Annotated in this window: 19 protein-coding genes; 11 read left to right on the top strand and 8 right to left on the bottom strand. The window is 56.3% G+C overall.

Annotated elements, in window-relative coordinates:
* The first annotated feature begins 56 nt into the window (after positions 1–56).
* Positions 57–503 carry a hypothetical protein gene (locus tag R5H23_RS10460; protein ID WP_099211952.1) on the top strand — a complete coding sequence of 149 codons (447 nt, stop codon included), beginning with the start codon at positions 57–59 and terminating at the stop codon, positions 501–503.
* Between the two features lie 44 nt (positions 504–547).
* Here the strand turns inward: R5H23_RS10460 and R5H23_RS10455 are convergent, their stop codons facing one another.
* The 3 genes from R5H23_RS10455 to R5H23_RS10445 all read right to left on the bottom strand — a co-directional run bounded on the left by R5H23_RS10455 (position 548) and on the right by R5H23_RS10445 (position 4198).
* Complete coding sequence (locus tag R5H23_RS10455; RefSeq protein WP_317215375.1) at positions 548–1999, bottom strand: deoxyribodipyrimidine photo-lyase; 1452 nt, start codon at positions 1997–1999, stop codon at positions 548–550.
* Between the two features lie 78 nt (positions 2000–2077).
* A complete protein-coding gene (locus R5H23_RS10450) occupies positions 2078–3010 on the bottom strand; it encodes a hypothetical protein (protein ID WP_211500353.1) in 933 nt (310 codons plus the stop codon).
* 72 nt (positions 3011–3082) lie between these two features.
* The gene (locus tag R5H23_RS10445; protein ID WP_064275226.1) at positions 3083–4198 is read right to left on the bottom strand and encodes an energy transducer TonB; all 1116 of its coding nucleotides are present in this window, start codon (positions 4196–4198) and stop codon (positions 3083–3085) included.
* A 197-nt stretch (positions 4199–4395) separates the two neighbouring features.
* Here R5H23_RS10445 and R5H23_RS10440 point away from each other — a divergent pair, with 197 nt between their 5' ends.
* On the top strand, positions 4396–5046 hold the full coding sequence (locus tag R5H23_RS10440) for a DNA-3-methyladenine glycosylase 2 family protein (protein WP_317215373.1): 651 nt from the start codon (positions 4396–4398) through the stop codon (positions 5044–5046).
* Here the strand turns inward: R5H23_RS10440 and R5H23_RS10435 are convergent.
* Positions 5043–5822 carry an alpha/beta fold hydrolase gene (locus tag R5H23_RS10435; protein WP_317215372.1) on the bottom strand — a complete coding sequence of 260 codons (780 nt, stop codon included), beginning with the start codon at positions 5820–5822 and terminating at the stop codon, positions 5043–5045. The genes R5H23_RS10440 and R5H23_RS10435 overlap by 4 nt on opposite strands.
* A gap of 131 nt (positions 5823–5953) precedes the next feature.
* Here R5H23_RS10435 and R5H23_RS10430 point away from each other — a divergent pair, with 131 nt between their 5' ends.
* From R5H23_RS10430 to flgA, 6 genes are all read left to right on the top strand, one after another.
* Positions 5954–7729, top strand: coding sequence for a chloride channel protein (locus R5H23_RS10430; RefSeq protein ID WP_317215485.1), 1776 nt, complete (start codon positions 5954–5956; stop codon positions 7727–7729).
* Positions 7730–7794: 65 nt separating this feature from the next.
* Positions 7795–8262: a RidA family protein gene (locus R5H23_RS10425; protein ID WP_010503058.1), complete on the top strand. Its 468-nt coding sequence runs from the start codon at positions 7795–7797 to the stop codon at positions 8260–8262.
* A gap of 126 nt (positions 8263–8388) precedes the next feature.
* Positions 8389–9576, top strand: a complete 1188-nt coding sequence (locus tag R5H23_RS10420; protein ID WP_317215371.1) for a GNAT family N-acetyltransferase — start codon at positions 8389–8391, stop codon at positions 9574–9576.
* A gap of 76 nt (positions 9577–9652) precedes the next feature.
* Positions 9653–10393: a flagellar basal-body rod protein FlgF gene (gene flgF, locus R5H23_RS10415; protein ID WP_317215370.1), complete on the top strand. Its 741-nt coding sequence runs from the start codon at positions 9653–9655 to the stop codon at positions 10391–10393.
* Positions 10394–10426: 33 nt separating this feature from the next.
* Positions 10427–11218 (top strand): flagellar basal-body rod protein FlgG, encoded by a 792-nt coding sequence (gene flgG / locus R5H23_RS10410; RefSeq protein WP_317215369.1) that lies wholly within the window; start codon positions 10427–10429, stop codon positions 11216–11218.
* Positions 11219–11253: 35 nt separating this feature from the next.
* Positions 11254–12210, top strand: coding sequence for a flagellar basal body P-ring formation chaperone FlgA (gene flgA / locus R5H23_RS10405; RefSeq protein WP_317215368.1), 957 nt, complete (start codon positions 11254–11256; stop codon positions 12208–12210).
* Between the two features lie 61 nt (positions 12211–12271).
* Here the strand turns inward: flgA and R5H23_RS10400 are convergent, their stop codons facing one another.
* From R5H23_RS10400 to R5H23_RS10390, 3 genes are all read right to left on the bottom strand, one after another.
* Entirely contained in the window at positions 12272–15577 is a 3306-nt protein-coding gene (locus R5H23_RS10400) for an efflux RND transporter permease subunit (RefSeq protein ID WP_317215367.1), read from the bottom strand.
* Between the two features lie 80 nt (positions 15578–15657).
* On the bottom strand, positions 15658–16461 hold the full coding sequence (locus tag R5H23_RS10395) for an SDR family NAD(P)-dependent oxidoreductase (RefSeq protein WP_317215366.1): 804 nt from the start codon (positions 16459–16461) through the stop codon (positions 15658–15660).
* Positions 16458–17645 (bottom strand): lipase family protein, encoded by a 1188-nt coding sequence (locus R5H23_RS10390; protein WP_317215365.1) that lies wholly within the window; start codon positions 17643–17645, stop codon positions 16458–16460. The genes R5H23_RS10395 and R5H23_RS10390 overlap by 4 nt, the downstream gene beginning before the upstream one ends.
* A gap of 132 nt (positions 17646–17777) precedes the next feature.
* Here R5H23_RS10390 and R5H23_RS10385 point away from each other — a divergent pair, with 132 nt between their 5' ends.
* Genes R5H23_RS10385 through R5H23_RS10375 form a run of 3 tightly spaced genes read left to right on the top strand, consistent with a single transcriptional unit; the run spans position 17778 to position 20254 of the window.
* Positions 17778–18029 carry a DUF3297 family protein gene (locus tag R5H23_RS10385; protein ID WP_046900479.1) on the top strand — a complete coding sequence of 84 codons (252 nt, stop codon included), beginning with the start codon at positions 17778–17780 and terminating at the stop codon, positions 18027–18029.
* On the top strand, positions 18026–18979 hold the full coding sequence (locus tag R5H23_RS10380; protein ID WP_211508103.1) for a nucleoside hydrolase: 954 nt from the start codon (positions 18026–18028) through the stop codon (positions 18977–18979). Before R5H23_RS10385 ends, R5H23_RS10380 begins: the two co-directional genes overlap by 4 nt.
* A gap of 39 nt (positions 18980–19018) precedes the next feature.
* The gene (locus R5H23_RS10375) at positions 19019–20254 is read left to right on the top strand and encodes an FAD/NAD(P)-binding oxidoreductase (RefSeq protein ID WP_317215363.1); all 1236 of its coding nucleotides are present in this window, start codon (positions 19019–19021) and stop codon (positions 20252–20254) included.
* A 636-nt stretch (positions 20255–20890) separates the two neighbouring features.
* On the opposite strand, the gene R5H23_RS10370 is transcribed toward R5H23_RS10375, so the two are convergent.
* Positions 20891–22024: a glycosyltransferase family 1 protein gene (locus R5H23_RS10370; RefSeq protein WP_338085856.1), complete on the bottom strand. Its 1134-nt coding sequence runs from the start codon at positions 22022–22024 to the stop codon at positions 20891–20893.
* Positions 22025–22115: the final 91 nt, after the last annotated feature.

Genomic DNA, 22115 nt, shown 5'->3' with positions numbered 1-22115 from the left:
CACATTCCCGCCATGAAATGCTGATGTCTTCCCGCAAGACGATTACAGGAGATTTCATGACAAACCGTATTTTCTTTCGTTCGCTTCTTGCTGTCAGCCTGCTGACCGGTTCTGTTTCAGTGGCTTCCAGCGCTTACGCTGCTGACCCGGCTGCTGCCACGCAGAGCACACAGAACGATTTTCTCGGTAACCTTTCCCAGAAAGAAGACAATCTCAACAACCGCGTAAAGAATTACCAGACGCAGTCGGCTGCTTCCCAGGCTGAGCGCACACAGAAGATTCAGGCTCTCAAGAGCCAGTATACGAATGCTCCGGCTAACGAAAAAGCCAACATTCAGAACAAGATCAACAACGAGCGTGACAAGCTCAACACGGCCCGCACCGCCCAGACGGAAAAGGTTCAGAAGCTGCGCAATGCGCCGCAGGAGCAGAAGAACCGTCTGAATGCGCTTGGCAAGAAAAGCCGTAGCGATGCGACGAACTTTCTGAATGGCGGTCTCTGAGACAGCCTTGCCAGCCGGAGTAATCCGGCTGGTATCTTGTTAGGTTACAGAGAGCGAAACGCTTTCATAGCGCGGTCCCGACCGTCCTGAAGCTCGACAATCGGACGTGGGTACGTCTTTCCCAGAATGACGCTGGCGTGGCGCAGCTCATCTTCGCGCGCATTCCAGGGCTCGAGCAGTGCCTTTCCTGAGAGCTTTTTCAGCTCCGGCACCCATTGACGGATATAATCGCCGTCAGGATCAAATTTCACACCCTGTCTGGTCGGATTAAAAATCCGGAAGAACGGCGCGGCATCAATGCCCGTTCCCGCAACCCACTGCCAGTTCATGGCATTGCTTGCCCAATCCGCGTCCACCAAAGTGTCACGGAACCAGGCTTCCCCCTCACGCCAGTCAATCAGCAGATGCTTCGTCAAAAATGATCCGACGATCATTCTCGCCCGATTATGCATCCATCCTGTCACCCAGAGCTGCCGCATGCCAGCGTCCACAACAGGAATGCCGGTTCGTCCCTGTTGCCACGCTTCCAAATCTGTCTGGCTCGAGCGCCACGACATGGATGAAAATTTCTGATTCAGGCTGGTCTCAGGCAGAAGAGGCTGATGGAAAAGGGTGTATTTCGCGAACTCACGCCACCCGATTTCGGAGAGAAAAATTCTCGCTCCTTCTTCGGAAGCCCCTTTACGCTGAATCGCGGCCCAGACCTGCCGCGGAGAGACTGCTCCGGACGCCAGATAAGGGGACAGGCGCGAAGTTCCTTCACGTCCTAGCTCGTCCCGGCCGGTTCCATAACGGGTACAGTCATGCTTCAGGAAGTCCTCCAGGTGCTCCTGTCCCTCCGTTTCTCCCGGCTCCCAGTGAGACCGCAACCCGGCGGCCCAGTCAGGTTGGGTAGGAAGGAGAGCCTGCTCATCAAGACGATGATCGGAAAGCAATTCGCTCTCAACAGTGTAGAACGACAGGTGGGACGGCGCATCTATAGGATCGGGAACATCCTGAAGCTGAAACGCTTTCCAGAAAGCTGTGAAAACACGGTAGAATTTTTCTTCTTTCGTGCGAACCCGCTCAGGATCCAGCAGGACAGTTCCCCATTCTGCCGTGACGGAGACACCGTTTTGACTGAGCGCATCAGCAATACGGTCGTCCTGCTCCCGCTCTTTGGCATGGAACCGGTGATGCCAGAAAACGCAGTTAGCGTCGGTTTCTTTTGCAAGCGCAGGAATCAGCGTCTCTGCGGAGCCATGAAGCGTCAGGAGCGCACCATGGTGTTGAGCCAAAGATTTCCTCAGCTCGGCCAGTGCGCCATGAAGCCACCACCGGGATGCCGCTCCCAGACGGTGGAGTGCAGGTGTCTCATCATCAAGAACGTAAACGCAGATCAGCGGTCGCCCGGTTTCCACAGCAGCCTGTAGGGCGGGGTGATCTGCTAGGCGAAGGTCATCCCTGAACCAGACGATGACAGGAGATTCTTTAGTCTGTGACGCGCGGGCAAGCATTCGGCTCTCTTTCCGAGGGCATGAAGGGCAGAGGATGAAAACCTCGAAAACAGGGCTCACAGAATGCGTGAGCTGAAATTAAGCGTGCTTTGCGTCAGATGGTTTCACAGTTTGTGTCGACGCGGGCAGCGGCTTGTGCTCCCGGCCGGAATAATTGGTGATGATGGTCCGTACAGCGCCTGCGGCTTCTTCAGCAGCCATGATAGCCGTATCACCCCACGCATTATCCAGCGAATGAGCCGGAACATCGTGAAGTTGTGTTGCTGCCCCGGCTTCCTTGCCGTCTGGCGTGATGACATGCCAGACGATCTCGATGTGCTGCATCAAAGTTTTATCGACTGTCCCCGCAGTTGTGACCTTCACGACGCCCTGAACCGTAAAATCCGCGTTCTTGGCGTTGGTCTGCACAGAGTTTGTCTTGTCAGGCAGCGAGGCATAGAACGCCCGGGCTAGAGAGGTATTTCCATCTCCGGGCGCTCCTTTAACGCCTTCAAAATAGATATGAGCGGCACGGCGCATGAGGCTGTGAGGGTCCTGCTGCATCATATCCGCCTGGATACCTGTCAGGAGATTGGCCAGTTCCGGAGCCTCCTGCATTGCGGCGCCCTTAATGGCCAACGGATCTCCCGCACTCCAGCCTGCCATATCAACCGGTGCGCCATCGCCTTCAGCGCGGGCTTTCCCCTCAGGCGTCATGATGACGTAGTGCGGCACCACCGCCCCGTTGCGTGTGCTTGCGCTCAGTTTCAGCCACCAGTCCCCAGGCTTTTTCGGCTGGGCAATAGCCGGCACCGATTGTGCCACCATGGCTTCCGCAACGTCATGAGCCCAAAGTTTCGCAGCATCATCGGACAACAGGGACTCAGAAGATGTCGGAACGGCCAGTCGGGCAGGAGGCAGGTTTGCCGTTGCGAGCTGTCGGGCCTGTTGTCCCGGGTCCGAGAAAGGGCGGGGCATGCTGAAGCAGCCAGCCAGACAGAGGGGCAGCAGAACAGGCAGAAAACGGCGCATCAGGGCTCCGGAACAGTGATAAAGAGACCGGCGAAGTGTAAGGGATCACTTCGCCGATGTCGAAACTGCGGATCAGCGGCGGATCAGAATGTAATTGATCGTCACATCAATATCGAAGTGGTCGCCCTTCATGTCCGGCGGCACTGGCGGCAGTTTGGCCCCTTGGAACATGCCCGTCGTGGCAGCATCCAGTGAGTAGGAGCCGGACTGGCCCGTCAGCCGGACTGTTTTGACGTGCCCGAATCTGTCCAGAACAACATGGACAGAAGACGGACCATCCTCTCCGGCGCGGGCGGCATCTTCCGGATAATACATGTGAGACCGGATCCAACGATCAATCTCGCTGCCGTAATCTTCACTGACGCCCTTCACGCTGGTGCGTGTCTGATAAGGCGCGTTAATGGCGCCATTCATGCTGAGCGGCCCCAGCGACATGTCAATCGGTCCGCCCGATCCCGCCGCGCGTCCACGGCGATGGCGATAGGGCGATGGCTGTTCACCGAAGGACAGATCCATCGGATGGGCGAACGGATTGTTGTTCTGTGACCGGTTCGAGCGATGGGCACGATGACTGTGCGACGTCGTCTGTGTGCTTCTCTGGCTGGGTGCGGCGCCCGGCGTAACCTGCTGAGATGGCGTGGTCTTGGGAAGCTCGGACGACGACTCTTCGGGCACCGGCGGGGCCGACGGCGTTTCAGGCGTCGGTACGGCAGGTGTTGGCGCAGATTGCTGTTGCTCTGGCTGCTGCTGTTCCTGCTGGGTTTCTTCCTGGCTCTGGGCAGGTGGCGGTGGCGGAGCGCCCCCCTGATCGTTGGCGCGCGGTCCCTGCATGCTGCTTTTTGAGGGAGGCTGATCAAAGACCATCTCAACCTGCGGCTGCTCACTTCCTGCAGGTGAACCATGCACGCCCTGATGCTGCGTAAGCAGCAGGGCGAGGACTGCCGCATGAAGGCCAGCAGAAATGCAGAACGGAACAATAGGCCCCGGTTCCACAATGGTCTGTGGACGCATCATGGGCGTCAGGACGGGACGAACCGGGCTTTTCGCAGGTGGGACATAATCCTTCAGTCGGGACCGGAATCCCTTCGGTGACTGAAGATGTGCATTCACAGGGCGTAAGGACGCAGCGAACAGCTTTGGCTCGCGACGCTCCACCTTGCCATTGGCAGACGGCATTTTCCCGCTCATACGTTGCGGGCCTGCTCAAAAGAGGAAAGGTGGCGGCAAGTCATCGCCAGGCTTTATGCACCAGGGCGGGCGGGTTCGTCATCCGGCAGGCTGGTATCCGGTCTGGGGGTGGGCATTGCGTCTGTCACTATCATGGCAGTAATGGGCAGTTCACGAAAGAGACAAAGCGCCATGTTCCTGGCAGGAAAGACAGCTTCATGACAGACAGTCTCATATCGTGTCTTTCCGTTGATCCGGATGTGGCAGCCGCAGTCCGCAGGATTGGTCCATGTCGCCTTCAGGGAAGAGGCGATCAGGAGCCATATGACGCTCTCCTCCGTGCCATCGCCGGACAGCAGCTCCATGGTGTGGCTGCGCGCCGTATCTTCGGGCGGCTATGCCTTCTTGGCCCTGAGGCGTCCGAGGATGGCACGCCTCCAGCACCTGATGCCCTTCTTGCTTTGTCCGAAGATGCTCTGCGTGCCTGCGGCCTGTCTGCCAGCAAGCAGAGTGCCATGCGGGGCGTTGCGCAGGCTCGGTTGGACGGGCTTGTGCCCAGCCGACAAGACGCTGAGGCGCTGGAAGACGAGGACTTGATCCAGCGGCTCATTACCCTTCGTGGTGTCGGACGATGGACCGTTGAGATGTTGCTGATGCTGACGTTGAACCGGCCCGATGTGATGCCGGTGGATGACTTTGGTGTTCGGGAAGGCTGGCGCCGGATTAAAGGGCTGGACATTGCTCCGAAGCCCAAAGCCCTGAAAATTGAAACGCTTCCCTTTTCCCCACATCGCTCCGCGCTGGCCTGGTATTGCTGGCGCGTGGCGGAAGAAGGGCGAAAAACTGCTCCCAACGTGTTGACGGGTTAGTCTGGAGAGTTGGCCGGTTCGCTGAGGAACGCCATCATTTCAGCAATGAAAGGGCGGGGCTGCTCCGCATGCAGCCAGTGACCTGCGCCCTCCAGAGTTTGTATCTGGGCATGGGGAAACAGTGCCATGATCAGGGGATGGTGCTCCGGCCTGACATAGTCGGAATTGCCACCACGAAGGAAGAGAGCAGGCCTTTCATAAGGAATAGCCTGAATTTCAGGCCAATCTTCGATCAGACGTATCCCGTGCGTAATGTCATCAAACCCAATGGCCCAGCCCGGCGTGCCGTCGAGGCGAACATTCTGACCCATCAGCTCCGCGACGGCTCTGCTGCCTGTGACGGGTTCCAGCAAGTCCAGCGCGCCACTCCGGGTCAGGTCTGGCGGAAACGTGATAGCATCCAGCCGGGCAATCATGTCGCCATGGCCCTGCTGGGTCCGCGCGGGGGCCATATCAGCAACCATCAGGCGGACTACACGGTCTGGCTCTGCCAGAGCGAGCATCATTGCAACCTTTCCCCCCATGGAATGTCCGACGACGGAAAAAGAATCGACCCCGAGATCATCAAGGGTTTCCAGCACATCCTGCGCCATCGCAGCGTAGCTAACGGGGCCGTGCGGACTGTCTCCGTGATTGCGAAGGTCCAGGGCGATCGTGCGAAATGTCTGGGCTGCCTCACGCTGAAGAAAACCAAGATTACGGGCGCGTCCAAACAGTCCATGCAGGAAAACGACCGTTTCCTGTCCGTCCCCGCGTTCGATGGCGTTGAGTTTCATGCATGATCCTTCCATGACAGCGGTTGATCGCAAGCAGCGTTCCAGCCAAACAGAACTACACCTGCCGCCGGGGAGACCTCTTGTCCACCAGTCCCACCCGTAACGAATTGCGTTTTCGCGTGAGTCGCCATCTGCGCGAGCTCCTTCGTCACCCCACTCAGGCTCCCGTGACGCTGCGTGCGATGGTGCGAGCTGACGAGATCTGGCTGACTGTTCTGGCTGCTGTGGTCGGGGGACTGTCCGGGCTGTGTGTTGTGATTGTTACAACCGTCACCCTGTTTCTTCACAGCGCACTATTCGGTCGCGGGAACACTGTGGACGGTCACCTTTCCGGCCTGACATGGCTCCCTCCATGGCGTCTCCTCCTCGTCCTGACACTGGGCGGCCTTGTCCTTGGAATATTCGGTGCGGTGGTTGCAAAAGTTATGCCACGCCGTCCGGTCGATCCCATTGAAGCCAATGCTCTGCATGGTGGTCGCATGTCTGTGCGAGACAGCACGATCGTTGCGCTTCAAACGATCCTGTCCAATGGCATAGGGGGCTCCATCGGCCTCGAAGCAGGCTTTACACAGATTGCCTCTGCTCTTGGGTCCCGAATTGGCCAGTCTTTCCGGGTCCGTCGTGAAGATCTGCGTGTTCTGGTGGGCGCGGCTGCTGGTGCGGCGATCGGTGCGGCATTCAACGCGCCCGTGGCGGGAGCTTTTTACGCCTTTGAACTCGTGATTGGCTCTTACTCTCTCGTCAGTTTGTCACCCGTCGCTGTTGCCGCTCTTGCTGGTGTGGGTGTGGCGCATCTGTTCGGTCACATGCCTGCCGCGGTTGTGATTGCAGACCCGGGGACTTTGACGTGGGATGGGAGTGTCAGTGTTGTTGTCATCAGCATTCTGTCTGCTCTAACCGCCATCGGCGTCATGTATTGTGTGACCCAGACCGAGGTTCTGTTTCGCAAGCTCCCTGGCCCCGTGTGGCTGAAGCCTGCTGTCGGCGGAATGATGGTTGGTGGATTAGCAGTCATTCACCCATCAGTCCTGTCGGCGGGACATGACGCCATGCGAGTGGTTTTTGCGGGATGGATTACGCCCCGTCTGGCTCTCGGCCTGCTGATACTGAAAGCGCTGGCCTCCTGCATTTCCATCGGCTCCGGATTTCGCGGAGGCTTGTTCTTTGCATCTCTGTACCTCGGTAGCCTTGCCGGGACAGTGTATGGCGCGCTGCTTGAATGGATCGGCTTGGCGCCAGTGTCCCTGACGGCTTGTGCTTTGATTGGCATGAGCGCCATGGCCGTGGCCATCATCGGTAGTCCCATGACCATGGTGTGCCTGCTTCTGGAACTGACCGGCAGTATTTCCATGAGTGGTGCAACATTCGTGGCCGCTGTTTTGTCGCTCCTCACTGTGAGACGTCTGTTCGGCTACAGCTTCGCCACATGGCGCTTTCATCTGCGCGGTGAATCCATTCGCTCTGCCGTGGATATCGGGTGGATGCGCTCTTTGAACGTTCGGCGCATGATGCGCGGACAGGTGCGAACCATCTCGTCTGACACCCCCCTGAACCGGGCACAGGCTCTTTTTCCGTTGGGCTCCGCGCAGAGAATTGTTTTGCTGGATCGCGATAGCCGCTACGTGGGAATGGTTAATGTGGCAGAGCTCCAGGCCATTCCCGCGGCCTCAACGCCCGTGCAGAGCCTCGCCCATTTTGAAAACGCCATGTTGACGCCTCTGCTGACAGTTCGGGAAGCCGTGGAACTGTTCGAACGTGCAGAAGCCGATGCTCTCGTTGTCGTGGAAGATCTTCAGTCCCGTCAGGTGGTTGGTATCCTGACGGAACAGCACGCTCTGCGTCGCTATGCCGAAGAGCTTGAGCGCAGTCGCCGAACACTGGCCGGCGAAGAGGGATCAGCCGTGTGACGGTTCACCCTTGGCATCAACGCCCATGCGCTTCAACATGACAGTCCATTCACAGGAGAACACTCATGTCCAACACCCCTGAAGATCGTCTCGCCGCCCTTGAAATCACATTGCCGGAAGCTGCTGCACCGGTTGCCAATTACGTCACGACTGTCCTGACTGGCAATCTGCTGGTCGTTTCGGGTCAGCTTCCTCTCGTAGATGGCAAGCTGCTCATTACCGGCAAGCTGGGCGACGAAGTCTCCAATCATGCAGGTGTAGCCTGTGCACGCGCATGCCTCATCAACGTCATTTCCCAGGCCAAGGCTGCTCTGGGCGGTGATCTGTCCCGCATCAAGCGGGTTGTGCGTCTTGGCGGTTTCATTGCCTGCACACCGGAATTCACGGAACATGCTGTTGTCATGAACGGTGCGTCCGATCTCGCGGTTGAAGTCTTCGGAGATGCAGGTCGTCACGCCCGCTCTACAATTGGCGTTCCAAGCCTGCCAGTGAATGCACCGGTTGAAGTGGAAGCCCTGTTCGAAGTCGTCTGATTTCACCGGACTGGATGGGCTTCTTGCCCATCCAACTTCATGGAAAAGACACCAAGACGTTGCCTTTTCCATGCCTGATCAACACGTTTGCCCTATGGGTTATGTACGTTTGCAGGATCAGCCGTCATGAGCGCCTCTACCCCCCCGTCATCAGAAGCGACTGACTGGACGCTGACGCTTCATGCGTCCATCCATGAAATCGGCCCGGCTGAATGGAATGCCTGCGCCGGCGACGAAAATCCGTTTGTGTCCTTCGGGTTTCTTTCGGCTCTGGAAGACAGTGGATCCGTTGCGGATCGAACCGGATGGCTTGTCCGGCATGCTGCCCTACGCGCTCCCAATGGAACGATCGCAGCACTCGCACCTCTTTATGGAAAAGCCCATTCCATGGGTGAATATGTTTTCGATCAGTCCTGGGCCCGGGCCTATGAGGCTGCTGGAGGGCACTATTATCCCAAGTTCCAGTGCGCGGTTCCGTTTTCCCCAGTCCCCGGTCCGCGCCTTCTTGTCCGGCCTGATCAGGTGGAACCACATGCCGTCGCACGCGCGCTGGCATCGGCTTTAATGCAAGCAGCCGGGCAGCTAGGTCTGTCTTCCGTACATGCGACATTTTGTGATGATGCCTCGATGGAGGCATTTGAAAGCGCCGGATACCTCAAGCGCCTAGGCATTCAGTATCACTGGCAAAATCAGGGATACGCGTCTTTCGAGGATTTCCTGAATGCCCTGTCATCCCGTAAGCGCAAGGCCATTCGCAAGGAACGCAAAACAGCCCAGACCGCTGGCCTTACCTTCGTGACAAGGCAAGGCGCGGACATTACCGCTGCGGACTGGAAAGCCTTTTATCAATTCTATCAGTCTACGGTCGATCGCAAATGGGGGAGTGCTTACCTGTCTGAAAGCTTCTTCCCGATGCTTTCAGAGCGCTTGGGCAATAGCGTCGTTCTGATGCTTGCGGAGCATGAAGGTCTCCCTGTGGCGGGGGCCCTGAATCTGATGGGAAAAGATACTCTCTTCGGGCGGAACTGGGGATGTGACGGTGAGTGGCCCTTCCTCCATTTTGAGCTGTGCTACTATCAGGCCATCGATTTTGCCATTGCCCATGGGTTGACCCGTGTGGAAGCTGGCGCGCAGGGGGAACACAAGATCCAGCGCGGCTATCTGCCAGCTCTTACGCGCTCGGCGCACGCCTTTTTGGATCCGGGGCTGGGAAGAGCTGTTGCGGCTTTTCTTGAAGAAGAGCGCAGCGCTCTTCTGGATGACGCCGAAGCCCTGGCAGCAGGCTCTCCATACCGTCAGGACGACTCGTCCTGACGGGGGCAGTTAACGATTGGGAAAGGGTCTGACAGTTAAGCTTCCTCCATGACAGTGGAATGCCGGAGCTTCAGCCGTGGAGAACAGCACCTATATTGCCCTTTCGCGCATGGATGCCCAGCAACGCGCCATGGCGGTGGTGGCAGACAACATGTCCAATGCTTCCACGGTTGGTTACAAACGCGAAAACGTTCTGTTCAGTGATTATCTCTCCCGCCAGCACGGAAGTACCCAGCCCACGGGCGCTGAGACCCAAGCCTATACTCAGGATCGCGCGACCTATCGTGACTTTCAGCAGGGCGACATGCAGCAGACGGGAAATCCGCTCGATCTTGCCTTGGGTGGAGAGGGGTATTTCCAGGTGCAGACCGCTAACGGTGTGCGACTGACACGCGCTGGCCGTTTTGAGAAGCAGCAGGACGGAACGGTAGTTGACGAAAGTGGTAACGCCCTTCTGGACCGGGAGGGGCAGCCCATCGTGCTGCCAGCAACGGATCATCAACTCACCATTTCTTCCGATGGTGTCATAACCACTGAAACCGGTGAAGCCGGGCAGATCGGTATCGTGACTGCACGGGACAATAACACTCTCCAGGCTGAGGGCAGTCATCTTCTCCGATCAGACCAGCCAACTGATGCCGTGGACAGGCCTTCGATCCTGCAAGGCATGGTCGAGGGCAGTAATGTGCAGATGATGTCCGAGGTCACGAAGATGATGGATATCCAGCGCAATTTCGATTTCATGGCGCAGTTCGTCAACGCCGAGGCGACACGTCAGCAGAACGCCATCGATAAAATCGTTCAGGTCTCCGCCTGACAGACGTCCTGACGGGACAAGGATTAAAGCCACATGCGCGCACTCGATATTGCTGGAACGGGCATGCAGGCCCAACAGACCAACGTTGAGACCATTTCGAACAACATCGCGAACATGAGTACGACCGGATACAAACGGTCTCGTGCTGAGTTCCAGGATCTCATCTACCAGAATATTCGCCGGGTCGGCACGAGTTCGTCTGATACAGGTACGACTGTGCCTGCTGGTGCACAGGTTGGTCTGGGTGTAAAAACAGCCGCTATTTATCGCATCAACGATCAGGGTAGTCTTGAACAAACCAGTAACTCCCTGGATCTAGCCGTGCAGGGCAAGGGATACTTTCAGATCCAGCTCCCCTCCGGACAGTTGGCTTACACGCGAGATGGTACCTTCTCGATGGACAATACGGGATCGCTTGTCACAGCAGATGGCTACCAGCTAAGCCCGACCATCACGATCCCCAATAATGCCCAGAGTGTCAGCATTGATCAGTCCGGGCAGGTCAGCGTAACCGTCGCCGGGCAGAACAATTCAACTGTTGTCGGTCAGCTCCAGCTTGCAACCTTCACGAATGAAAATGGCCTGGACGCGATGGGCCAGAACCTGTTCACGACCACCACGGCCTCTGGCGATGCAATGCTCGGAACCCCGAACACAACGGGTTATGGCAGTGTCATGCAAGGCTATGTTGAGAACTCGAACGTCAATGTTGTGACGGAAATTACAGATCTCATTACGGCGCAGCGTGCATACGAAATGAATAGCAAGGTTATTACGTCAGCAGACGACATGATGCAGACGCTCAACAACCTTGGCGGCCGCTGAGCGTGAAGGGAAGGTGGTGGCAAGTCGGACTGCTGGTGTTTTCAGCCGTAGCAACGGGTTCCGTCCATGCGGCCACGCTCCGCACGAATATCAGTATCGATCATGCCCGTGTTCATCTCTCCGATCTGTTTTCAGGCCTGACGTCAGCGCAGGACGCCGATATCGGAGACGCTCCTGCACTTGGCGCAAGCTATGTTGTAGGTGGCCCGCAATTGACAGCGATTGCTGCACAGTTTGGTGTGGACTGGCCCGATGCATCCCCCTTGGTTTCCACGACAGTGACGCGGGCCACACGTTTAATCGGGGAAGATGATATTTTACCGGTTTTGCGCCAGGGGCTGGATTTGCCTCAGGACGCTCATGTTGAAATTACCCTGAGTGGTTTTCGGTCTGTGCCAGTTCCTGCGCAGGATCAGGCGGCTCCAGTTCTTCTGCATCTGGAGCGCCCACCACGAGGGGGTGGCCATTTCAATGCCCGGATGGAGGTTCCAGCTGCATCGGGTGGCAAAGCAACATCCTTTTCGGTGAATGGCTCCGTGACCATGGAGGTCCGGGCCGTGACGCTTCGTCATGGGCTTCATCCTGGGCAGCCTGTGCTGCCTGAAGATGTGAGTGTTACTTTGGTCCGATCATCCGATGTGCCTGAAGACGCGTTGCAGATCATTGATGATGCAGTAGGCCTGGAAGCAAGAGGCAGTCTGTCTGCGGGACAGGTTCTGGCGTCCTCGCAACTTGTGCACCCTCAATTAGTGCGGCGGGGATCACCCGTGGTTTTGTCCTACACCTTGCCCGGAGTTCGCCTGACAGTGTCAGGAAACGTTCTGGAGGCAGGTGGCAAAGGCGATACTGTTCATATTTATAATGCCAACAGTCACATGGTTCTGACAGGGCGGGTCATGGGACGAACCGAAGTAGAGGTCATCCCAGACATTGCTCCCCTTTCAGCGGACAGCCGAAACCGTCCTGCAGCAGTCAACTTGCCGACGTTATAAAAAAGCCTGAAACGCAGGGGCATTTCAGGCTTCAAAATGAAAAGCAGTCCGCTCGTCTGGCTTAACTCTGGTTCTGCACACTATTGGGCATAGCGCGGTGCTGGAAGAGCTTTCCAATGCGGAGCATCATTCGCCGGACCCATTTTCCAATCGCATCCATCCAGAGATAGACGATCGGGGTAGTATAAAGCGTGAGTAACTGACTTACGATCATACCTCCGAGCACAGAGACGCCCAGCGGGGCCCGCATCTCGCTCCCGTAACCATGTCCGATGATAAGCGGTACGGCACCGAGGGCCGCAGCGAGAGAGGTCATGAGAATTGGGCGGAAACGCGTGATGGATGCTTTGAAAATGGCATCCTTGGGCGACAATCCATCATGGCGCTCTGCGTGAATGGCAAAGTCGATCACCAGAATGGCGTTCTTTTTCACAATGCCTGTCAGCAGGATGATGCCGATAACAGCAACAACGCTGAAGGGCATTCCAAAACACCATAGCCCTATGATGGCGCCAATGCCGGCAGAGGGCAGCGTGGAGAGAATGGTGATGGGATGAATCAGGCTCTCATACAGAATGCCAAGCACAATATACATGACGGCAATGGCTGCTGCGAACGCCAGCAGTGCATTGATCATGACTTTGGTTGTGTCGCCCGCTGTCCCCGTGAACTCGCCTAGAACACCTTCTGGAGCATGGGTGCTTTTCAGCGTGTCCTGAATGAGCTGTACGCCCTGAGCATAGGTCACGCCGGGCGCCAGATCGAAGGAAATAGCGGTCGAATAGTACCCCGAACGATGGGTGACATCGAGCGGCTGCTGTTTCCAGAGAATGGAAGCCACGTTTTCAAGCGGGATCATCTTTTCTGTCGAAGACGATACAGCGGCACCGCTGGAACTGTTGCCGGAAATCTGGTTGGCCAGTGAGTTCTGAATAGACGCCGTTGCAAGAGATGCAAACGTGCTTTCAGTCCCGCTGGTGGAGGCCTTGGCTCTAATCAGGTTGGACGCCACACCGCCCGCCGCTGTGCCAGCAGAAGTTGAAATCCAGACCTGATGCAGCATGTTGGGATCAGTTCGATACTGCGGACCCAGAACCATAACGACGCGGTGTGTCGTCAGAGGAAGGTGGATCGTGGAGACGATGGTCTGGCCGTAGGAATCATACAGAACATTCTGGATTAGCTGCGGTGTGATGCCATACCGTGCTTCCGTATCGCGATGGACCGTGACGTAAGCGGCGATGGACTGGCTTTCCGTTGCGGAAGAAAGGTTGACCAACTGCCCGGATGCACGCAGCGCTCCCAGCATTTTAGGGAGATAGCCTGTCAGGCTGGCAATATCTTCGCTGCGGAGAACATATCGATAAGCACCCGTATTTTTCTGGCTGCTTCCCCCTTGGCTATTGCCGCCAACATTCCAGAACATCACGTCTGCTCCCGGTTCAACGGGAACAGCCTTGCGAATACGGGCCAGCACTGTCGCTACCGGAGCGCGCTCGCTTTTCTCTTTCAAATGCAGGTAGAGCTGACCGGAGTTTTTATCGTTACTGAAAATGGTCGTGGATGTTACATCCGGGTCCCGCTGCACGATTGCACCGACAGCACGCAGTCTGCGGTCAATTTCATCAAAGGACATGGTCGCATCGCCCTGGATGCGACTGCCAATCAGGGAAATATCCTGCTCAGGGATAAATTCCTTGGGCATGACGATGACTGAACCCACGAGCAGGATAAAGCTCAGGGGAAGGGTCAGACCCATAAGGATCGTGTGCCGCAGGCACCAGTGCATGGAACGGGCGTAAAGACGCACGAGGCCATCCAGCCCCGCTTCAGTAAAGCCCACGATGGCGCCTGTAAGACCCTTACGGGGGGCGGTCCCATGATCAATCTCAAGCATGCGGGCGCACATCATGGGTGTCAGGGTGAGGGACAACCACATTGAAATCACGATGGCGGAAATCATCGTCATGCAAAACTCGAACATGATCGAGCCCGCAGTTCCCGGCAAAAACAGTAGAGGAATAAACACAGCTACAAGCGAGGCGCTAATGGATAGGACCGTGAAGCCGATTTCCGACGAGCCAACAATGCTGGCTTCGTAATGATCCATCCCGTCTTCAATGTGCCGCGCAATATTTTCGAGCACGACAATGGCATCATCGACAACGAACCCGACAGCGATCGTCAGGGACATCAGAGATAGAACATCCAGAGTGAAGTTGAAGTAGGCCATCGCAGCCAGCGTGCCGGACAGGGCAATCGGCACAGTGACGGCCGGGATGACAGTGGTCATGACCCTGCGGAAGAAAAGCAGAATGACCAAGACCACCAGAATGACGGAAATGATAAGGGCGTCTCTCGCATCATCAAGGGCAGCCCGAACGGAGCGGGATGTATCCAGGCCAACAGTCAGTTTGACGCTACCCGGCAGACCCTCTCGCAGTTTGTCCAGATTAGCATTGATCCCGTCCACGATCGCCACGGTGTTGGCGTGGGGCTGACCGGAAACGATGAGCGTAATGGCCCGGTGGCCATTGATGTAGCTCGTTTGATAAACGTCCTGCACACCATCATAGACGTTTGCGACGTCCTTGAGGCGGACGGGATACAGTCCGTTCCGGTAGCCGACAATCAGATCCCTGTATTCGCTCGCTTTGACGGCCTGATCATTGGTCGACAGCAGCATGCGTGTGCCATGACTGTCGATGAAACCCTTTGGAGTGAAGGCATTGGCAGAGGCGAGGGCCGAGCGGATATTCTCAAGTCCGATGCCCCACTTGTACAAAGGCCCCGGATTAAGCTCTACGCGAACGGCCGGGTTCGATGAACCAACGACCTCGACGCGGCCTACCCCTTTGACCTTGGCCAGATAAGGTTTGACCTGAATATTGGCCACATCATAGAGCTCGGCCTGTGTCAGCTGGTCTGTCGTGACACTGAGCAGGTAAACCGGGAAACCACTGCCATCCAGTTTGAAGGCCTGCGGATCATCGTCGAGCGTGCCGGTGGGAAGATCGCTGCGGGCAGCCCGAAGAGCGGCCTGTACGTCTCGCAGGGCACCGTCGATGTTCCGGGAGGACGAGAACTCAATGAAAATCTGCGCCTGACCTTGGCTCGTGTCAGACTCAATGCTCTTCACATCGGCAATGGAGCCAAGACGCCGCTCCAGCGGGGTCGTGACAGAGGTTGCCATCTGCTGCGGGTCCGCACCCGGCTGTGATGCCACGACCATGATGTTGGTTGTGGTGGCATCAGGCATCGTCGCAACAGGCAGAAGAGGATAGCAGATGACGCCGGCCATGAAGATGGCAAGAGACATCAGGATTGTTGCGACGGGGCGGTCAATGAAAAAGCGGCAGAAATTCATGCCGACAGCTTATCCCCGATTATGGTCTTTTGGTCATTACTATTAGGACACGAAAAGTCATTTTCGTACCGTGAGACTGGTCAGTAATCGGGCATTCCGCCCGGTTGGGCAGAGGGCTGCCTGCAATAGTAACGTTCAGCCAGACGCGGCGGCAAAAGGTCTGTCAGACGTGCGCCCAACCCAAGCCAGAACGGAAACATGATTCGTCTCTGTCCCTGTAGCGTTCCACGCAGAATGCGGCGTACTGCCTCTTCTGTGGAGACCAGACCTGGCATGGGAAAACGATTGGCCCGCACCATCGGAGTTTTTACAAACCCGCAACAAACGCTTGTGAGGGAAATTCCCCGTCGTTCCAGGCTTGGAGCGCAGGCAACGACAAACCGATCAATTGCAGCTTTCGAGGCTGAATAAGATGGGGTCCCCGGGTAAGAGACGAAGCTCGCGACTGAAGACATGACGCAGATGCGGCCTCTGTGACCGTTTCTGTCCGGCTTTTGCTGACGCATCTGTTCGATAGCTGGGAAAAGGGTGTTGAGGGCACCCGTCAGATTGGTCTCAAAAATGGCTCTCGCATGTTCTTCCCGCTCCATGACCGAAGGGTATCCGTGGGAGGGTGGAAGGCCTCCAGTCAGGCCCGCGCATGCAAATACCATGTCCAGTCTTGAGCGACCGGATTCGCTTATCCACTCAGCCATTTCCGTTCGGTCGCGCACGTCTATGCAGCGGGTATGAACGACTGCCCCCAAAGACGAGCATTGTGCTTGAGTCAGGTTCAGGCTGTCTGAATGCAGATCTCCCAAAAACAGGGTCTGGTGTGGCCTGGAAAGGCGATGTGCCAATCCCTGACCAATTCCAGAACCAGCCCCTGTAATGAGGATCGTCATTGTACAGGGCAGTTATTCGCGGGCTTCTGTCCAGCAAGGAGGGTTCGTGCGAAACCATGAGCATCTGTGGTGACCGCAGCAAGAGTCCCACTATGGCTGGCACCGCCATAGGTCGTGTGGCTGACGGAAGTCCCTGCAGCACACAGTGCATTTACCAAACGATGCTGCTCGGTTGGGGAGGAGTGCAGATCCTGCGCCCCTGTTGCAATCATGACAGGCGTTGAGAGCGACAGGGACGGATATTCAGCCCATTTCAGTGCTGGCGCCAATACAGCATCGGCGCCGGACTTGAGTGTAGTGGCGGGTGTCAGGCCTGAACGGTGGACCATCGGAAAGAAATCCGAACTGCATGTGCTTCCGGCGTCGTGCATCAAAGCCAGAGCCCGGTTTGTAAAGACAGCGTTGGCGTCAAAGGAGGGGTCAGCCTGAGCCAGAGACGCGCCAAGAGACAGGAGTTCCGGAACAGCTGGTGAGAAGCTGTGCGGATTACGAGGGTGCAGAAGATCCTGAACGCCCTGCGCATCCAGATAGGGCGGGGCAACAGCGATCGTTCCCAGAATATGTAATTGAGGCGCGTAGGACGCCGCCATCGCAGAGGCTGCCAAAGCCGCCTGAGCGCCTTGCGAATGACCACTGAGAAGTACTGTCGTTGAGATCGAAGGAAGGCGTTCGTGAGCGGCTCGAACGGAATCCAGGACGCTCATCCCTTCTGAACGGGCATTGAGAAGCAATGCCTCGCCGGGCTCCCCAAGACCCGGATAGTCTGTGGCGACAATCGCAAAGCCCTGTCGCAGCCAGGGACCATAAAAGTGTTCCTGAACAGTCCCGAGGCCCATGACAGAAGGCGCGCATGTCAGATGCAGGCCACTTTCTCCATGAGCCCAGGCCAAGACAGGCCACCCACCAGCGGGCGGCTTGCCTGCGGGAACCAGAACTTCCGCTGACACCCGAACAAGCTGCTTTGGATTACGGGCATCTGCGCTGCGATAAGTGAGGCGCCAGGCCTGGCCCGGAACATGGGAAATCATGTGATCCAAACGCATCGCCTGACCCGCTGCCACCGGCACGCTGACGGAATAGGAGTCTCCGTCATCCTGCGATGCACAACCGGACAGGGCGGCACCGAGAGAGGTAAGGCTGAGAAGTGTAGCGCCCATCGTTCGGCGGAAGCGAATGAATGTCATGGTAACTCATGGTCTCCTGAGGAGGAAAACGCATCATAGCAGCGCCGGTTGTCTCCGGGGAGCCATCCTGACTTGGAGGCGAGGCCATCCGGCGCTACAGAAGATGTCACAGAAGACAGAAAGGAACCGATTATGAGCGATACCCCTCCCGACCGCCTGTGCGCCAGCCCGGACAGCCCATACTACAATGAAGACGTGCTGAACCGCGGCGTTGGTGTTCGCCTCAAGGGCGAAGAGAAGACCAATGTTGAGGAATACTGCATCAGCGAGGGCTGGGCACGTCTGTCTGTTGGTAAGGCCGTGGACCGCAAAGGCCGTCCGATGACTCTGAAGGTCACGGGGACGGTTGAGGCCTGGTTCAAGGACGACGAAAAGGACGCATGATGACGCAGGTCAGCCCCCGCCGGATTATTATCGACACGGATCCCGGTCAGGACGATGCCGTGGCAATCCTGCTGGCGCTGGCCTCGCCAGAACTGCAGGTCGAAGCGATCATGACCGTTGCTGGCAACGTGTCGCTCGCCCAGACCACGAAAAACGCTTGCGCCCTGCTCGAACTGGCAGGGCGTGAGGATGTACCGGTTTTTGCCGGTGCCGCACGGCCTCTTCATAAGGCGCCGATCAGTGCGGAATACGTGCATGGTGAAACCGGAATGGGGGGCGCTAACCTGCCAAACCCTCGTCTCCGTGAGCAGCCGATGGACGCGGCTACCCATCTGATCGATGTGCTGCGGAAGGAGCCGAAAGGCGCCATTACGCTGGTTTGCCTGGGTCCTCTGACCAATCTGGCACACGCCCTGACGCACGCCCCGGATATTGCGCCCAAAATTTCCCGGATTGTCGCAATGGGTGGCGCGCAGCGCGAAGGTGGAAACATCACACCAACTGCGGAATTCAACTTCTTCGTTGATCCCCACGCTGCGAAAATTGTGATGGGTGCAGGTATTCCTGTCACGCTGCTCCCCCTCGATGTGACCCATCGCGCCATTGCGACTCCTGCGCGGCTGGCACCCATTGCTGCGCTCGGAACACCTGTGGGCGATATGGTTGTCCGGATGCTGGGTGCTGAAGACCGCTTTGAGAAGCTGAAATATGGATGGGAAGGCGGTGCACTCCATGACCCGCTGACGATTGGCTGGCTGCTGCGGCCAGACCTGTTCTCCGGACGGGACTGTAACGTCGAGATCGAGATTGAAGCACCGCTTTGTCTGGGACAGAGCGTTGTCGATCTTTGGAAGGTAACCGATCGCCTCCCTAATGCGTTATGGATTGATCACATTGATTCCGACGCGTTCTACACTCTTCTTACCGAAAGACTGGCCCGTCTGGTTTAGGGTCTTCTTTTGTCAGCCCATGACTCTGGAGCATCGAACATGACAGATTCCAACCCGCAGGATCGCTTCTCCGTCGTCATCGTTGGTGGGGGTGCTGCAGGCATCACCATTGCAGCGCAGCTTCGACATCAGCGACCCAACCTGTCGATTGCCATCATCGAACCCTCTACGACGCATGCCTACCAGCCGGGCTGGACGCTGGTTGGAGCCGGCGTGATGACGTTGGCGGAAACGCTCCGTCAGGAAGGTGGTCTGATTCCGAAAGACGTGACCTGGCTGCGAGACAGTGTGGTGTTTTTCGATCCTGACGCGAACACGGTGACGCTCGAAAGTGGCCGTGTGGTGGAATATCGTCGGCTGGTTGTATGCCCCGGGCTTCAGTTGGACTGGGATAAAATCGAGGGACTGCCTGAGACGCTGGGCCGTAATGGCGTGACGTCCAACTATTCCCGGGAAACGGCTGCCTACACGTGGGAATGCATTCGTCATCTTGATGGTGGAAAGGCGCTCTTTACACAGCCTCCTATGCCCATCAAGTGTGCTGGGGCACCGCAGAAGATTGTCTATCTGGCGAGCGATCACTGGCGCAAGGAAGGGTCGCTTCATCGCACGGAAGTCGATTTCTGCATGGCGGGAGACGCGCTGTTTGGTGTGGCATACTACGTGCCTTCCCTCCAGAAGCAGATCGATTTTTATGGGGTCAATCTTCATAAGAAAGAGAACCTTATCAAGGTCGATGGGGAGAAACGTGAAGCGACCTTCCAGATTGTTGGCACGGACGAAACTGTTGTTCGGTCGTTCGACATGCTGCACGTTGTTCCGCCACAGTCCGCCCCGGATTTCGTCAAGAAAAGCCCCCTTGCCAATGCCGGTGGCTGGCTGGATGTGGACCCTACAAGTCTGCGTCATGTGAAGTACGATACCGTTTTCGGCGCTGGAGATGTTCTGGGCACCAGTAATGCCAAGACAGCTGCTGCCGCGCGCGAGCAGGCTCCCGTTGTGGTCTCGAACCTGCTGGCCTCTCTCGACGGTCGCCCTCAAACGGGGGCATATGATGGATATGGTGCCTGCCCACTGACGGTGTCTTACGGCAAAGTCGTGCTGGCAGAGTTCCTGTATGGCGGGAAGGTTGCTCCGAGTTTCCCGTATGATCAGCGGAAACCCAGCCGCTTCGCTTGGCTCTTGAAAACCGAAGTTTTCCCCCGCCTGTACTGGCATGGAATGCTCAAGGGACATGACGTCAAGATCAAGCACAAGGTCAAAGAAAGCGCCTGATCTATAGGTTTGAAGTTTGCGTCAGAAGAGTCAAAAGAGCGCAGAAGGTCATTTCATTTAGTGTATCTTGATTTTGTTTCAGGCCGTTAAGACAGAATATGGTCATAGAGAAGAGCTAGATTAACATGTCTAGGACGCGGAGCTCATACATGAGGCGGGGCCTTTGGTTCTCAGGTGCGGTGATATTAGCGTAAATGTACTGTGCTAGAATGTAAAAATTCGGTCTTCGACGCAGCGGATTTCTGTTGGCTATTCCCTAGCATCATCGACTGGTTTTTTCGTGAGTGGCCGTGGATTTCGCGCCTGTCACAGGCATCCCGTCCCCATAGAAAACGTACTCATTGGTATAGTCGGTTTCGCTTGGGAGATTAATTGCGGTTTCGCGGAGAACACAGTTTCCAAGAGTAGAAAAAGAAACTTACGGCAGACAGAGAGGATACACGACGATGCCGCGCAGGTCACTGCATACTTCATCGATAATGGCTTCTACAATTAAGCAAAAATTCATTTTACCCTCTCACAATAAAATCCGTTCTCATTACGAGAGTAGTACCTCACAAAAAATAATTTTTTAGAGGCACTGCAATACGTTCGTGCGCGTCAGTGGTTATAATAGTTCTAATTTAGGGTTAACCTTTAGCCGATAACGCCATCATAGAATTTCTTTAGGGCAATCTGGTAATTAGCCATATCGAATTTCCGGGCTTGTATAGGGCCGTCCTGATGCATTTGGCTACAGAGGGCATCGTCTCGATCCAGTGTCTGGATACCTTCCATTATGCTGATTGTGTCATAGGCGTCTACCATCAGCCCAGCCTGTCCTACTACTTCCGGAAGTGATGCCTCTCGCGAGGTCAGAACAGGTGTCCCCAGCATCATCGCTTCTACGACTGGCAGTCCAAAACCTTCAGTAAGGGAGGGAAATAGAACCGCTCTCGTCCCACGGATCAGCATCATCAGGTCGTTTTCCGGGAGATATTCCATCTGAATGATACGCCCCAAACGCTTGCCGCGTTCTAGGAGCTGCTGTTCGTTTTCAGACTTCCACGCCATGGCACCTACCACAACTAGCGGCCTCTGGCTTTCTGACGCTAGGAAAGCTTCTATCAGACGGGCAATATTCTTTTTGGGTTCAATGGAACCGTAATAAAGAAAGTACCCGTTAGTCTTGAGATCATAGAGACGATTGAGGGTCTGCGTGATAATGTCAGCAGAAAGATTTAGGACTGCCGATTGCTCTCGCACCGACTGATAGGTGTTGTAGGTAATTGCTGCGGCTTGAGGTGCGAAATCGATTATATCTCGCTTGGAAGCTTCCGAGACAGTACAGATCGCGTCCGCATGACGTACAATGTCCGTGATCAGTCGAAGGTGGTTAGTCTTGTTGTCCAGCGTGGTGTGCGGCAGTCGTAGGGGCACGAGATCGTGAATGGTATAGACGTTCTTCGTATGCCGAACCCGGATCGGCAGCGGGTAAGTCCAGTGCATAACGTCTGGCTTGTTTGGTAGTGTTATGTTTAGGAAGCGGCGCGTCCGGCGGTAATGTGTCCATGCCGTGATGAACAAGTCACGTGCATTGAAAAGACTGTCAAAGGCCGGAAGTCGCTCCGAAAAGGAGCGGGTATCCACATGCCTATCTACCGGAATGCTGACCGCACGATGTCCCAACAACTCTGCGCGTACCCGTTCTTTCCATCGGGCACCCATAAAACGTGCACGGCGGCTTTGTTCCTCTGAGCAAACCTGATCAAAGAACAAGATCTCACGCAATAAACTTTGTGCCTTAAATGGTATGTTCAGACCATATAGGACGTCGACCTCACAGGACATTTCCTTAAGAGCATAGCTTAATGTCCGCGCG

Source organism: Gluconobacter sp. GP1 (genome assembly GCF_032913585.1).
In the GTDB taxonomy this organism is placed as follows: domain Bacteria; phylum Pseudomonadota; class Alphaproteobacteria; order Acetobacterales; family Acetobacteraceae; genus Gluconobacter; species Gluconobacter cerinus.
The sequence above is the reverse complement of the archived record's forward strand: the minus strand, read 5'-3'. Positions and strand labels throughout refer to the sequence as shown.

Excerpts from the sequence above, each read along its gene's own strand:
- R5H23_RS10460 (WP_099211952.1), top strand. The coding sequence starts at position 57 with ATGACAAACCGTATTTTCTTTCGTTCGCTTCTTGCTGTCAGCCTGCTG.
- R5H23_RS10455 (WP_317215375.1), bottom strand. The coding sequence starts at position 1,999 with ATGCTTGCCCGCGCGTCACAGACTAAAGAATCTCCTGTCATCGTCTGG.
- R5H23_RS10450 (WP_211500353.1), bottom strand. The coding sequence starts at position 3,010 with ATGCGCCGTTTTCTGCCTGTTCTGCTGCCCCTCTGTCTGGCTGGCTGC.
- R5H23_RS10445 (WP_064275226.1), bottom strand. The coding sequence starts at position 4,198 with ATGAGCGGGAAAATGCCGTCTGCCAATGGCAAGGTGGAGCGTCGCGAG.
- R5H23_RS10440 (WP_317215373.1), top strand. The coding sequence starts at position 4,396 with ATGACAGACAGTCTCATATCGTGTCTTTCCGTTGATCCGGATGTGGCA.
- R5H23_RS10435 (WP_317215372.1), bottom strand. The coding sequence starts at position 5,822 with ATGAAACTCAACGCCATCGAACGCGGGGACGGACAGGAAACGGTCGTT.
- R5H23_RS10425 (WP_010503058.1), top strand. The coding sequence starts at position 7,795 with ATGTCCAACACCCCTGAAGATCGTCTCGCCGCCCTTGAAATCACATTG.
- R5H23_RS10420 (WP_317215371.1), top strand. The coding sequence starts at position 8,389 with ATGAGCGCCTCTACCCCCCCGTCATCAGAAGCGACTGACTGGACGCTG.
- flgG (WP_317215369.1), top strand. The coding sequence starts at position 10,427 with ATGCGCGCACTCGATATTGCTGGAACGGGCATGCAGGCCCAACAGACC.
- R5H23_RS10400 (WP_317215367.1), bottom strand. The coding sequence starts at position 15,577 with ATGAATTTCTGCCGCTTTTTCATTGACCGCCCCGTCGCAACAATCCTG.
- R5H23_RS10395 (WP_317215366.1), bottom strand. The coding sequence starts at position 16,461 with ATGACGATCCTCATTACAGGGGCTGGTTCTGGAATTGGTCAGGGATTG.
- R5H23_RS10390 (WP_317215365.1), bottom strand. The coding sequence starts at position 17,645 with ATGACATTCATTCGCTTCCGCCGAACGATGGGCGCTACACTTCTCAGC.
- R5H23_RS10385 (WP_046900479.1), top strand. The coding sequence starts at position 17,778 with ATGAGCGATACCCCTCCCGACCGCCTGTGCGCCAGCCCGGACAGCCCA.
- R5H23_RS10380 (WP_211508103.1), top strand. The coding sequence starts at position 18,026 with ATGATGACGCAGGTCAGCCCCCGCCGGATTATTATCGACACGGATCCC.
- R5H23_RS10375 (WP_317215363.1), top strand. The coding sequence starts at position 19,019 with ATGACAGATTCCAACCCGCAGGATCGCTTCTCCGTCGTCATCGTTGGT.